Source organism: Duganella sp. Root198D2, from assembly GCF_001428585.1.
Lineage (GTDB): Bacteria > Pseudomonadota > Gammaproteobacteria > Burkholderiales > Burkholderiaceae_D > Rugamonas.
Genome location: NZ_LMIC01000002.1, coordinates 222987 through 236520, shown reverse-complemented (window position 1 = coordinate 236520; position 13534 = coordinate 222987). Strand labels below are relative to the sequence as shown.

Below are 13534 nucleotides of genomic sequence, written 5' to 3'. Positions count from 1 at the left end.
GCCGGTTCACGTAGCAGCAAAACGAGATCCCAGCAGATACCAAGACAAACCGCCAGCAATGGCGGTTTTTTTTTACCCGATTTTATTTAAGCCTCAGGAGAAACCATCATGCAACGTACCGACGACCTGCGTATTCGTGAAATGAAGGAGCTGACGCCACCGTCGCACCTGATTCGCGAATTTCCCTGCACGGAAGCGGCATCCAACACGGCTTCCGAAGCGCGCGTCGCGCTGCACCGCATCCTGCACGGCCAGGACGACCGCCTGATGGTGGTGGTCGGCCCATGCTCGATCCACGACCCGAAAGCGGCGCTGGAATATGCGCGGCGCCTGGCGCCGGTACGCGAACGCCTGAAGGGCGACCTGGAGATCGTGATGCGCGTCTACTTCGAAAAGCCGCGCACCACCGTGGGCTGGAAGGGCATGATCAACGATCCGTACATGGACAACAGCTTCCGCATCAACGACGGCCTGCGCATGGCGCGCGAACTGCTGCGCTCCATCAATGAGATGGGCCTGCCGGCCGGTACCGAATTCCTGGACGTCATCAGCCCGCAATACATTGCCGACCTGATCTCTTGGGGCGCAATCGGCGCCCGCACCACCGAATCGCAGGTGCACCGCGAACTGGCCTCCGGCCTGTCCTGCCCGGTGGGCTTCAAGAACGGCACCGACGGCAACACCAAGATCGCAGTGGAAGCGATCAAGGCGGCCTCGCAGCCGCACCACTTCCTGTCGGTCACCAAGGGCGGCCACTCTGCCATCGTGTCGACCAACGGCAATGAAGATTGCCACATCATCCTGCGCGGCGGCAAGACGCCGAACTATGATGCGGCCAGCGTGGAAGAAGCCTGCAAGGCGATCTCCGGCTACGGCCTGGCGGCGCGCCTGATGATCGATGCATCGCATGCCAACTCGTCGAAGAAGCCGGAAAACCAGGTGCCGGTGTGCGCCGATATCGCGCAGCAGGTGGCCGGCGGCGATACCCGCATCGTCGGCGTGATGGTTGAGTCGCACTTGGTGGCAGGCCGCCAGGACCTGGTGCAGGGCAAGGAACTGACCTACGGCCAGTCGATCACCGACGGCTGCATCGACTGGGACACCAGCGTACAGGTGCTGGAGAACCTGGCTGCCGCCGTGCGCCAGCGCCGCCTGCAGGGCGAGTAAGAACCGGCAGGTAATAAAAAACCCCGGCTGCGCAGTGCACAGCCGGGGTTTTTTTACTCAAGCTACTTCAGCAATCAGTACTTGTACTGTGCGCCAAGGTAGTAGGTGCGGCCGAGGGCGCTGGCGTAGCGTGGGTCGTAACCCAACTGGTGCGAACCGGTGTTACGCAGCGACAGCGGTGGATCGCGGTCGGTCAGGTTCTTCACGCCGAAGGTCAGCTCCAGGCCTTTCATGGCGCGGAAGGTGGTCTGCCAGTCGAAGGTGGTGTAGCTTGGCACGTCCAGCTGCACGTCCACGCACTCCGCTGCCGCGTCGTTGGTGTTGACCGCGCAGTTTTCCGCGTCGTGGTGCTTGTCCTTGTAGCCATTGCGGAAGTTGCCCACCAGGTTGTGGGTGAAACGACCGATGTCGTAGGTCAGGCTGGTGGCGATCACGTTGCGGAACTGCACAGTGTTATCCGAACCGTACACGTTCAGGCTCGATTCCCACGAGTCGTTGGTGCCTGGCGTGGTGTACTTCGAGTGGTAGATGTAGGTACCGGCCAGGCGCGCGGTCAGCTTGCCTTCCCAAACCTTTTCGCGGAACTGGAAATCGTAGTCCACGCCCTTGTTTTCCTGACGGCCGATGTTGATCGGCAGCAGTTTGATGGCCAGCTTGTCCAGGCCGGTGGAAGCCTTGTGCTTCACCGTGTACAGGTCGATGTACTTGCCTGGATTGTTGGCGATCAGGTCTTCGCTGACGCTGGTCACCGCATCGCGGATCTCAACCGACCACAGGTCCATCTTGGCGCTGAAGTTCGAGGTTGGCTCGAACACGGCACCCAGGGTCCACTGACGTGATTTCTCTGGCTTCAGGCCGGAGTTACCGCCCTGGAACACTTCCAGCTGGCCGCGGGTATCGCAGTACTGCGCCAGTGGGTGGTTCTGCAGGCCGTTGGCTGCGCTCAGCGGGCAGTTGTAGGTGCCGCCGGTCACGCCGAAGTCAGCCAGTGGCTGGCCGATCTGGGTCATGGAAGCAACTTTGAAGCCGGTGCCGTAAGCGCCACGGAACACCATGGACTTGCTTGGCTGCCAGCGGGTGCTGACCTTGAAGGTGCCGGCCGACTGGTTGCTGCCGACGTCGCCGCCATTGAGGTCGTCGCTCAGCTTGGTCACGCGGTCATAGCGCGCCGAGGTGGTGACGGACCATTCCTTGGTAATCGGGGTTTCCAGTTCGCCGAACACGCCGCCGCTCTTGCGCGAGAAAGCGTATTCCGGCTGGTCGTCGTCGAACAGGATTTCCGAATGGGCCACGGCCTGGTTGGCGCGTTGCGAGAACTTGGTCTTGCGGATGTCGGCGCCCACACCCAGCATGGCCGGGCCGGCTGGCAGCGAGAAGACTTCGCGCGAGCCGCGCATATCCCAGCCGTACACCTTGATGTCGGTGGTGTTGTAGTTGCCGACGTATTGGGTGGAGCGCAGCACGTCTTGCATGCCCTGCGGCATTTCGCCCAGTGCGTACGGGAATGGATCCAGCTTGCCGGCGGCGATCGCGGCATCGAACTTGTCGGCCAGAGGGAAGCCGCCCAGGTAGTTCTGTGGCTGCTTGTTGCGCGAGTAGATCACGGCCGAATTGATATCCCAGCCTGCGGCCTGGCCTTCGACGCCAGCGACGATGTTGGACGCTTTGCTTTCGTAATCATAAGCACGGCCGCCCAGGTCTTGCAGGCGGTACTTGACGGTCGCCGACGTCATGCCGCTCAACTGTTCAGGAGTCAGGTAAGGCTGGACGTACTTGGTGAACAGCGGGCTGCCCTGTGCCAGCGAGAATTCAGCCGGATAAGGAGCGATGGTCGCGTAGATATGCGACTTGTTGAACGACACGTCGGAGAACGCCTTCCAGCCGGTGTTGCCCAGTTTCAGGCTGCCGGACGCCCAGAAGCCGTCGCGTTTGATTTCAGGAGAGATTTCCACCGAGGAGGTGTAGTCGAAGTAGCACTGGCCGTCGCCCAGGTCAACGTGGGCGGCTGGGCACTTGCCGTTGAGTTTCAGGTATGGGTTGACCGAAACCGACTGCTTGTCGCCGGCGCCGTCAAGGTAGCCAACGGTGACGTTTGGCGGAATCGAGCGGGAAGAGCCGTTGAAGAACTGCAGCGGCTTGCCAGTCTTGGGATCGTTGAAGTTGATAATGCCGGTCTTGGCGAATTCGCGCTGGGAAGCCTTCAGGCGGTCTGAATTCTGGTGGCTGTACGACATGAACAGGCTGTAGCCGTCAGCTTCGTAGTCGCCGAAGCCTTTCGAAATCGACACGGTACGGTCGGTGCCGCCCGGGTGCTGCGGCTTGCTGTACTTGGCGTCGACGGTCAGCGGAGCTGCGCCCTTTTTCATGATGAAGTTCACCACGCCGGCGATCGCGTCGGCGCCGTACAGTGCGGATGCACCGTCGCTCAGCACTTCGATACGTTCAACGGCCGCCAGCGGGATGGTGCTGATATCGATGGTGGTGCCGGAGTTCGCAGGAGCGATACGACGGCCATTGACCAGGACCAGGGTGTAGGTTTCGCCAACGCCGTGGATGGAAGCAGTGGTCAGGCCGCCGCCGCCGCCGCCAACCGAGTCGGACGAGGCGGTGAAGCCTTGCATCACAGGCAGTTGCTGGATGAAGTCGGTGACCGAAGTCACGCCGGTGCGCTGGATGTCCTTCTGGTTGAATGTCTGAACCGGCAGCGATGCCTCGGCAGCGATGCGCTTGATCGAGGAGCCGGTGATTTCCACGCGTTGGATTGGCTGTTCAGCTGCTTCTTGTGCGAATGCAGCGTGCATGCCAAGCGCCAGGCCACCGGCGCAGATCACGCGGATCGAGCGCGACAGAATGGTTTCCTTCAACATATCTTTGATACTCCCAAGAATTACAAACTGTTTAAGGCCGTTACTGGCCCTTTAATTTTTGTTTGACGACAAACAGCGCAACTTGTGGTCCCTGCCTTTCGTCCGCGCTTATCAAATCATTCATTGACGAATTGTGTCAATCCATAGAAATGCCGAAGTTGTGCATGCAACTTCGCACTTGGTAGTAACGAGACGGTTCGATGAAGGCTGGGATTGGCCTTTTTTGAGCGATGTTGCGCGGGGAAGGGGTGTTTTATTCGACCGAATTGGCCGCGATGACTTGCCGAAATGCAGCTTGTTAACGGGCGGGGAAGTGTGCCCGATTTGCCACAAAACTTGGGTAAACAGTCAAAATCCCCGCCTTGGCAGGCGGGGACTTTTTAAGCAGGCGAATTAGAACTTATACGACGCGCTCAGGTAGAACTGGCGACCTAGTGCCGACGAGTAGGACGGGTTGTAGCCAACCTGGTGCGAGCCGGCGTTACGCAGGGTGAACGGCGGATCGCGGTCGAACAGGTTGATGATGCCGCCGGTGATTTCCAGGTTCTTCAGCGGGCGGTAAGCCGTCTGCAAGTCGAAGGTGGTATAGCTCGGCACCTGCAGGGTAATGCCATAGCATTCGCCCGGCTGGCCAGCCACGATCACGGCACACACGTCCGCGCTTTGCTCCTTGTCGGTGTAGCCGTTGCGGTAGTTGGCGCTCAGCGTGTGAGTCCATTGCGCCTGCTCGAAGCTGGTCGAAGCACGCACCACATGGCGGAAGCTGACCTTGTCGTTCGAGCCGTAGCGGTTCAGGCTCGATTCCCACTGGTCGTCGGTGCCCGGGGTGGTGTAGCGCGAACGCAGCAGCCAGGTGCCGGCCAGGCGGCTGGTCAGCTTGCCGTCGAACAGCTTGGTCTTGTGGGTGAAGTCATAGTCGACGCCGCGGTTCTCGACTTTGCCGATATTGATCGGCAGCAGTTTGATGGCCAGCACGTCGGCGCCGGTCGAGCCGATGTGCTTGGTGGTGAACAGGTTGGCGTACTTGGCCGGGTCGGCGAAGATCAGGCCTTCGGAGACCGACGTCACCTGGTCGCGGATTTCCACATTCCACAGGTCAAACGACATCGACAGCGCGTTGGTCGGCTCGAATACGGTGCCGATGCTCCACTGCTTGGACTTCTCCGGCTTCAGGTCCGGGTTGCCACCCTGGAAGGCTTCGAACTGCTGTCGCACCACGCCGTTGCAGTAGGAGGCCAGCGGGTGGCCGGTGCCGGTCAGCGGGCACTGGTAATTACCGCCAGTGACGCCCCAGTCTTCCAGCGGGCCGGCGATTTCCTGCATCGATGCGGCGCGGAAGCCGGTACCGGCCGCAGCGCGGAACAGCAGGTTCCTGGCCGCGGTGTACTTGGCGCTCAGTTTCCAGGTGGCGGCGTTTTCCTTGCTGCCGACCTTCTTGCCGGTCAGGTTGTTGTCGATCGCGCCGATCTGGTCGTAGCGGGCGGAGCCGGTCAGTTCCAGCGCTTTGCTGACTGGCATCACCAGCTCGGTGTAGGCACCGAAGTTGTCGCGCTCGTAAGAGCTGTCCACTTGCGGGTTGTCGAACAGGATCTGGGCGTTCTTCGCCACGTCAGCCTGCTTGACCTTGAACGAGGTGTTGCGGTAATCGACGCCAACGCCGATCTGCGCCGCACCGCCCGGCAGCTTGAACGCTTCACGAGAGGCGCGGGCATCCCAGCCCTTCATTTCCACGGTCTGGGTATTGTAGGTGCCGCTGAAGCCGGTCGACAGCAAGGTGTCGCGCATGGCTTGCGGCATTTCACCGAGGCCGTAGGCGAACGGATCGATGCTGCCGGCGTCAATCGCAGCCTGGAACTTGTCGGCCAGCGGGAAGCCGCCGACGTATTTCTGGGTCTGCTTGTTCTTGGAGTAGGTCAGGGCCGAGTTGACGTCCCAGCCGGCAACGGCGCCGTCCACGCCTGCCACCAGGTGGGTGGCCTTGGTGCCGTAGTCGTAGGTGCGGTTGCCCATTTCGTACAGGCGGTACTTGGCCACGACGGAGGTGGCGCCGGCATCCTGTTCGGCGCTCAGGTTAGGCTGGATGTACTTGTTGTACAGGGCCGAACCTTTGGCGATCGAGAAGTCGGCCGGATACGGGGCGATGGAGGCAATCACTTTCGCTTCGGTGTAGGCCAGGTCGTAGAAACCTTTGAAGCCAGTGTTGCCCAGCTTTACGCTACCGGACGAGAACAAGGCGTCGCGCTGCGTTTTCGGATTGATCTCGATGGTCGAGGCGTTGTCGAAGTAGCAGTTGCCGTCGCCGTAGAAGTCGGCATTGACCGCGGCGCACTTCCCGCCGTGGGACAGGGCGTATGGGTTCAGGTTGACGGTCTTGCTGACGCGTTCGCCGGTCGCCGGATCGATTTCGTTGGAGAGGTAGTTCACGCCGGCATTGGCTGGCAGCGAACGCGAGGAACCGTTGATGAACTGCAACTGCTTGCCGTTGGCCGGGTCGGTGAAGTTGATGATGCCGGTGCGGGCGAAGTCGCGCTGCGATGCCTTGAGCTGTTTCTGCTCATCGTGGCTGAGCGAGAAGAACACGCTGTAGCCGTCTTCGTCGATGTCGCCGAAGCCCTTGCTCAGGGAGATTGCGTTGCTGGCGCCGCCGCTCTGCTCGGGGCGCGAGTACTTGGCATTGATTTCCCAGTCGGTGGCACCCTTTTTCAGGATGAAGTTGACCACGCCGGCAATGGCGTCGGCGCCGTACAGCGCGGAGGCGCCGTCGGTCAGCACTTCGACGCGCTCGATGGCCGACAGCGGGATCGAGTTCAGGTCGATGGTGGTGCCGGAATTGGACGGGGCGATACGGCGGCCGTTCAGCAGCACCAGGGTGTAGGCGGCGCCGATATCGTGGATGGAAGCAGTGGTGACACCGCCGCCGCCGCCGCCGACCGAGTCGGCCGCGACGGAGAAGCCCTGCATGGCTGGCAATTGCTGGATGAAGTCGGTCACGGTGGACACGCCGGTCTTCTTGATGTCTTTCTGGCTGAACGACTGTACCGGCAGCGAGGATTCTGCAGCGATGCGCTTGATGCTGGAACCGGTGATTTCAACGCGCTGCATCGGCGCTTCAGGAGCTGCTTCCTGGGCAAAGGCGGCTGCGCTGCCGATGGCCAGGCTACCGGCGAACATCACGCGCAGGGAGCGCGACAGGGCTTTCTCGATGATCATTGATAAACGTCTCATTAATGAAATAGTGGGAGCGATATCAAACCACCGACTCAATAGCTTAGCAATAGATGTTTGATAAGTGAAACAAATTGAAACAATTAAGTTAGGCATAAAAAATCCCCGCCAGCTTGCGCGGGCGGGGAGCGGGAGTTGTATTTAATGCGCGATTACTTGAACTTGTAGCTGGCGGTCAGGTAGAAAGTACGGCCCAGCGGGTCGGTGTAGCGACCGTCGTAGCCAACCTGGTTGCCGCCGCCGGTGTCGCGGATCGACAGTGGAGGATCCTTGTCCAGCAGGTTGCGGATACCGCCGGTGATCGAGAAGTTCTGGTTGAAGACATACTTCGACTGCCAGTCGAGGGTGGTATATGCCTTGACCTTGCGGCCTTTCATGTCGACATAGCCGCCCAGGGTGCCGTCGTCGTTGACCGAGCGCACGCGGCCATCGTCTTCCGTGAAGTCCTTGTCGGCGTAGCCGGACTTGTAGTTCACGGTCAGCGAGTTGGCCCACTGCTCGCTCGACTTCAGCGAGAACACCAGGCGCGAGATCCAGCGGAAGGTCACGTCGTCGTACGAGTCGAAGCGGGCAATGCTGCTCTCGGTCTTGTTGGTGCCAGGATGGTCGGCATCAGGCACGGTCTTCTCGGCCTTCAGCATATAGGTCGCGCTCCAGTTCGTGGTCAGCTTGCCGATCGGGGTGGCGGCGCGGAAGGTCGCGTCCATGTCGATACCGCGATAGCGCGAGCTGGCCAGGTTCAGCGGCGACTGGGTCATGACCAGGACCTTCGATTTCTGGATCGGGTCGAAGTAGATGGTGGCGTACTTGCTGGCCAGGGCTTCGGTGCCGAACAGCATGTCCTGCGACAGGTTCTGGATCTGGTTCTTCAGGCGCACGTCCCAGAAGTCCACGCCCAGAGAGAGCGAGTCCATTGGCTCCAGGCGCATGCCGATCGAAGCCTGCTTCGAGGTTTCAGGCTTGAGCGCTTCGCCGCCGGTGGCCGGGTTGCCCACGGTCAGCAGGCCGTATTCCTGTACCCCGCGGCAGTAAGCGAAGCGTGGGTCGGCCGCGTTCTTGATCGGGCAGGCGAAGAAGTTCGACGAGCCGGCGTTCTTCAGCGGATCGGAGATGTCGTTCATGGTCGGCGCCTTGAAGCCGGTGCCGTAGGAGCCGCGCAGCATGACTTCCTTCGAAGGCTGCCAGCGTGCGGACAGCTTGAAGGTGGCCTTGGAGACGTCTTTGCCCTGCTTGCCGGCCAGCGACGGATTGCCGTTCACGTCGTAGCTGGTGTTGCGCTTGTCGACTGCGTCGTAGCTGTCGTAGCGCGCAGAGGCGGTTACATCCAGGCCTTTGATCACGGGCATTTGCAGTTCGCCGAATGCACCCCAGTTATTGCGCTTGGCATCCAGCGGCTGGGAGCCGGTGCCGCCGCCGATGACGGTGTCGGTCCAGCCCGGGTTGCCCGGGCCAGGGCCCATCAGGATCCTGCTTGGCGAGTCTTCGTACTTCTGCATGGTGTAGTCGGCGCCGAGGCCGAGGGCGGCATTGCCGCCTGCCATGGCGAACACTTCACGCGAAGCGTGGGCGCTCACGACATCGAGCTTGGACTTGGTGGTCGACAGGTTTTCGTGCAGCACTGCCGGCGCCAGGACGGCGGCGGAATTCGGGTCGAAGACGTAAGGGTTGTAGGCGCCGGACTGGACCAGGGCTTCGAACTTGTCGCCGCTCATGTAGCCGCCGGCGGCCTTGTCGGTCTGCTTGTTCTGCGAATGGGTATAGGCCGCGCCGACATCCCAGCCGGCGAACTCGGAGTCCAGGCCTACCGAGAAGTGCAGAGCCTTGGTGCCCCAGTCGTCGGTACGGCCACCCGCGTCACGCGCGCGGTAGTACAGGTAGGCGTCGGTCACCGCGTTCGGATCGATGCCCTGGCCAGCCAGCAACGGTTCCACCGATTTCTTGTAAGGCACGATGTAGACCGGGCTGATGGTCTTCACGTGGGTTTCCGGATCGGTGCTCATGGTGGTCAGCGGCTGCGCCGGTGCTGCATAGCGGGCGGTGCTGGTGAACTTGGAGTAGACGAACTCGCCGGTCAGGCGGGTCTTGTCGGAGATCTTCAGCGCGCCGGAGGTGAACAGGCTGTCGCGCTTCAGTTCCGGCAGCAGTTCCACGGTAGCCGCGTAGTCGTAGCGGCAGACGCCGCCGCGTGCGAAGGTGTTGGGGCCGTTGCACTTGCCGGTGTTGACCAGGTCCGGCGAGAAGGTCGCTTCGACGTCGGGGCCGTTGAATACATCGGCATTGGCCGGGATCGAGTTGATCGAGTTCTGCCAGGTGGCGTATTGCTTGCCGTCCTTGCTGAATTTGACCACGCCGGATTTGGAGAAGTCACGCTGGCTCGCGCTCAGTGCCTTGCTCTGGTCGTGGCTGTAAGCCAGCATGACGTTGAAGCCGTCGCTGTCGTAGTTGCCGAAGCCTTTGGTGAGCGAAAAATTGGAACTCTGGCCGCCTTTTTCCTGCGGACGGTTGTAGGTGGCGTCGATGCTCAGGTCGTTCTGGTTTTTCTTCAGGATGAAGTTGACCACGCCGGCAATGGCGTCCGAGCCGTACAGGGTGGAAGCGCCGTCGGTCAGGATCTCGACGCGCTCGACCGCTGCCAGCGGGATGGAGGCCAGGTTGACGGCGCTGCCGGTGCCGTATGGCGCCATGCGCTTGCCGTTCAACAGCACCAGGGTGTAGTCGGTACCGATCGAGTGCACCGATGCGCTTTGTACGCCGCCGCCTCCGCCGTTGATGGAGGCGGACGAGGTGATCATGCCCTGCATCGATGGCAGCAGGGCGACCAGGTCGGCCACGTTCTGCACGCCGGTTTGATCGATGTCCTTGCGGCTCAGGGTCTGGATCGGCAGCGCACCCTCCTGGGCGATGCGTTTGATCGACGAACCGGTAATCTCAACGCGCTGGATAGCGGCATCAGTTTGCTGGGCGAAAACTGGTGCGCAGACTCCGGCTGCCAGCAGGCCGCTGGCGCACGCCAGGCGGATTGCATATGACAGGGTGTTCTCTTTCATCATAATTCTTAGATCTCCCAGAAGTTGGACTGTTCTTTGCGTTTGCGCAAAACCTAGCAATAGGCTGTTGGTACTTTCTTGCAAGAGTTCTTTGCTTGCAATCTTTTTGAAATAAAAAGCCACAAGCTGTTACAAAAGCGCAACATTGAGCGTTTTTGTCGGAAAAAGGGAATGATGTAAGATGTCGGCGTTTTTGCGCAAAATAGCGGTTTTTGTAAGATGCTTAGCGAATGAAATGCAGGTGATTTGGTCCTGTATATTTCGCTTTGTAACTGTTTAGATACAAGAGGCTTGTGTACACAACTTGAGTAATCTTCAATCGTCGGGACAAAAAAAACGGCACCGAAGTGCCGTTTTTGTGTGCTTCAAGCCGAGCGGCTTAGAAGAACTTGTACTGGGCGCCGAGCTTGAAGTAGCGGCCAATGGCGCCGGAAGCGTCCATCGGGTTGTAGCTCATGCCACCGTAGGTCAGCGGATCGAGTGGAGCGATCTTGTCGGTCACGTTGTTGATCGAAGCGAACACCGTGAACTGCTTGTTCACGTTGTAGCGCGCCGACATGTCCAGGGTGGTGAACGATGCGATCTTGCAACCGTTGGTGCCTGGCTGGCCGTTGGCCAGCTTGGAGGCGCACAGGTCGCCGGCGAACAGGACGTTGTCCATGCTGTCGCGGTAGTTGACGATACCGGCAACGTTCCAGTCGCCGTAGTCCCACGATGCATTCAGGTTCATCTTGTTCTTAGGCGTACCGGCGCAGTTCGAGGTATCGCAGTTGCCGTGGGTGCCGTTGAACTGGTACACGGTGGTTGCGGACTCGTGGCGCTTCCAGGACGCGGTGTGGGTCCAGACGAAGCCCAGGTTGGCGCGGCCGTAGCTGCCGAGGCGGATGCGCTGCTTGATGTCCAGGTCGATGCCGCTCACTTCGGTGAAGCTGGAGTTGCGGTATGGCGCCTGGGTCAGCACCAGGGTGCCGGTGCCAGGGATCGCTACGCCGTTGACGACCAGGTTGTTGTCGTTGCGGATCGCGGTTGGCAGGGCAGCTGCTTCGTTGTATGGCAGCGGGTTGATCTCGTCGCTACGCTTGATCTTCCATGCGTCCAGCGCCAGGCTGGTGCCGTCGAACGGATCCCACACCACACCCAGGGTCGAGCCCTTGGAGGTTTCAGGTTTCAGGGAGCCGCTGCCGACCTTCACAGCTGCCACCGGGATCGCGCAATCGGTGGCGGTGGCGCCGCCGGCTGCCGGGGTGCCGCCTGGGCAGCGGATCGGGTCGCGCACGGTCGAGGTACCGGTCGATTGCGACAGCGGCGAACCTTCAGCTGGGCCAGGAGCACGGAAGCCTTCGGTGTAAGTACCGCGCAGGGCGAAGGACTTGACCGGGGTCCACTTGAAGCCGGCTTTCGGGGTGGTGGACTTGAAGTTGTCGTACTTGTCGTAACGTACGGCAGCGCTCAGTTCCAGGCCTTTCAGCACCGGAGCGGCGAGTTCGGCGAATACTGCCGAAACTTTGTTGTCGCCGAAGGCGGCTACGTAGGAAGAGTTGATCGAACCGTCCATGGAGCCGGACAGCGATGGGTTTTCCAGCTTTTCACGGCGGTGTTCGGCACCGACTGCCAGGCCCAGGTTGCCGCCTGGCAGGGCGAACAGTTCACGCGAAGCGTGGAAGTCCAGCACGTCCAGCTTGGTGGTCGAATCCGAAGTGGCGTTGGTCACCATGGCGGCATACAGCGCGGCCGAGTTCTTCGATGCATCCACGCCGAGGTAGTACCAGCCGTATTTGCTCGGGTCGCTCAGTGCGGTACGCACAACATTCATGTTGAGCATATTGCTGTAGTCCAGGTGCAGCTTGGACTTGGAATGGGTCAGGCCTGCGTCATAGTCCCAGCCTGCGACCGCACCTTTGACGCCCACGACGAAGCGGGTGAACTCATTGTTGGCCGAGCGGGTGCTCGGGCCGACATCGAACGCGGAGTAACGGACGCGGGTGGCCGCGCCGTACGGGTTCTGCGGGTGGTTCGCCGCCATCAATGGCAGGTTGCCGTAGTTGATGAAGCCCAGCGGATTAGCCGCGTTAGGCGGGAAGGCCACGGTCGGGGTGATCGATGGCGGGGTCAGGGTGAACGCGGTGTCGCGCTTCGAGTAGCCGGCTTCGGCATACACTTGCGTGTCGTTGTTCACTTGCCAGGTGCCGCGGGTGTACAGGTTGATCGATTCGATCTCCGGCTGCATATCGCGGAACTGGTCCTGGTGCCACAGGCAGCCGCCGTTGGCGCCGGTCTGGTCGACGGTGTTCGACAGCATCGAGCAGCCTGGCAGGCTGGTGTAAGCGGTAGTGGCAGGATTGCGGATCGAACCGGCCGGGTTCGGCTGTGCGCTGTTCAGGCCGGCGATATAGCCGCTGGCGAACTGGGTGCCGACCGGGAAGCCGTATGGACGCAGGTCGCCCTTGCCGATGTGGCCGCGGTCCTTGCGGTCGCTGTTTTTCAGGCGATCCGAATCCATGAACTCAGCATTGACGACCCAGTTGTACTTGTTGTCGTCCAGGTTGCCCAGGCCGTAGGTGATGGAAGCCTTGTTCTGCTTGCCGTCGTCGTAGCGCGACCAGCCGGTATCGCCCTTGACTTGCAGGCCTTCGAAGTCCTTGCGCAGGATGATGTTGACCACGCCGGCAATCGCGTCTGCGCCGTAGGTGGAGGAAGCGCCGTCTTTCAGGATTTCAATGCGCTCGACGATCTGCATCGGCACGGTCGACAGGTCGGTGAAGCTCTTCTGGCCGTCGTCGGCACGGGCGAACGGCGCCATGCGGCGGCCATTCAGCAGCACCAGGGTCGACGTCGCACCAAGGCCGCGCAGGGAAATCGCGGTGGAGCCTGCAGCGAAGCCGTTGCCGAAACCGGTCGGCAGCGAACCTGCGCCGTCAACGGTCAGGGTCTGCAGGTATTCGGCCACGGTGGCTTTGCCGGACTTCATCAGGTCTTCCTTGCTGATGACCTGGATCGGCGATGCAGTTTCCTGGGTCGCGCGCTTGATGCTCGAACCGGTCACTTCCACGCGCTGCATTGGCGCTGGTGCTTCCTGGGCAAAGACAGGGGCGGCTATGGTGGCGAGCATACCGCCGGCGCAAACCAGCCGTACGGAACGAGCCATGATTTTTTCCATCATGTTTGCTATCTCCAAAAATTTGGAATAAAAAGACGAGCTACAGCTATTGACTACTGCTTCGGCGCTCC

Annotated in this window: 5 protein-coding genes; 1 reads left to right on the top strand and 4 read right to left on the bottom strand. The window is 60.9% G+C overall.

What is annotated here, in order from left to right; translation table 11 throughout:
* The first annotated feature begins 108 nt into the window (after positions 1-108).
* Positions 109-1167: a 3-deoxy-7-phosphoheptulonate synthase AroG gene (gene aroG / locus ASE26_RS03900; RefSeq protein WP_055933199.1), complete on the top strand. Its 1059-nt coding sequence runs from the start codon at positions 109-111 to the stop codon at positions 1165-1167.
* 74 nt (positions 1168-1241) lie between these two features.
* On the opposite strand, the gene ASE26_RS03895 is transcribed toward aroG, so the two are convergent.
* The 4 genes from ASE26_RS03895 to ASE26_RS03880 form a co-directional block, all read right to left on the bottom strand.
* Positions 1242-4034, bottom strand: a complete 2793-nt coding sequence (locus tag ASE26_RS03895) for a TonB-dependent siderophore receptor (RefSeq protein ID WP_055933202.1) — start codon at positions 4032-4034, stop codon at positions 1242-1244.
* Positions 4035-4427: 393 nt separating this feature from the next.
* Entirely contained in the window at positions 4428-7244 is a 2817-nt protein-coding gene (locus ASE26_RS03890; RefSeq protein ID WP_055933205.1) for a TonB-dependent receptor, read from the bottom strand.
* Positions 7245-7411: 167 nt separating this feature from the next.
* The gene (locus ASE26_RS03885) at positions 7412-10309 is read right to left on the bottom strand and encodes a TonB-dependent receptor (RefSeq protein ID WP_057245635.1); all 2898 of its coding nucleotides are present in this window, start codon (positions 10307-10309) and stop codon (positions 7412-7414) included.
* 376 nt (positions 10310-10685) lie between these two features.
* A complete protein-coding gene (locus ASE26_RS03880) occupies positions 10686-13451 on the bottom strand; it encodes a TonB-dependent receptor (protein ID WP_057245701.1) in 2766 nt (921 codons plus the stop codon).
* Positions 13452-13534: the final 83 nt, after the last annotated feature.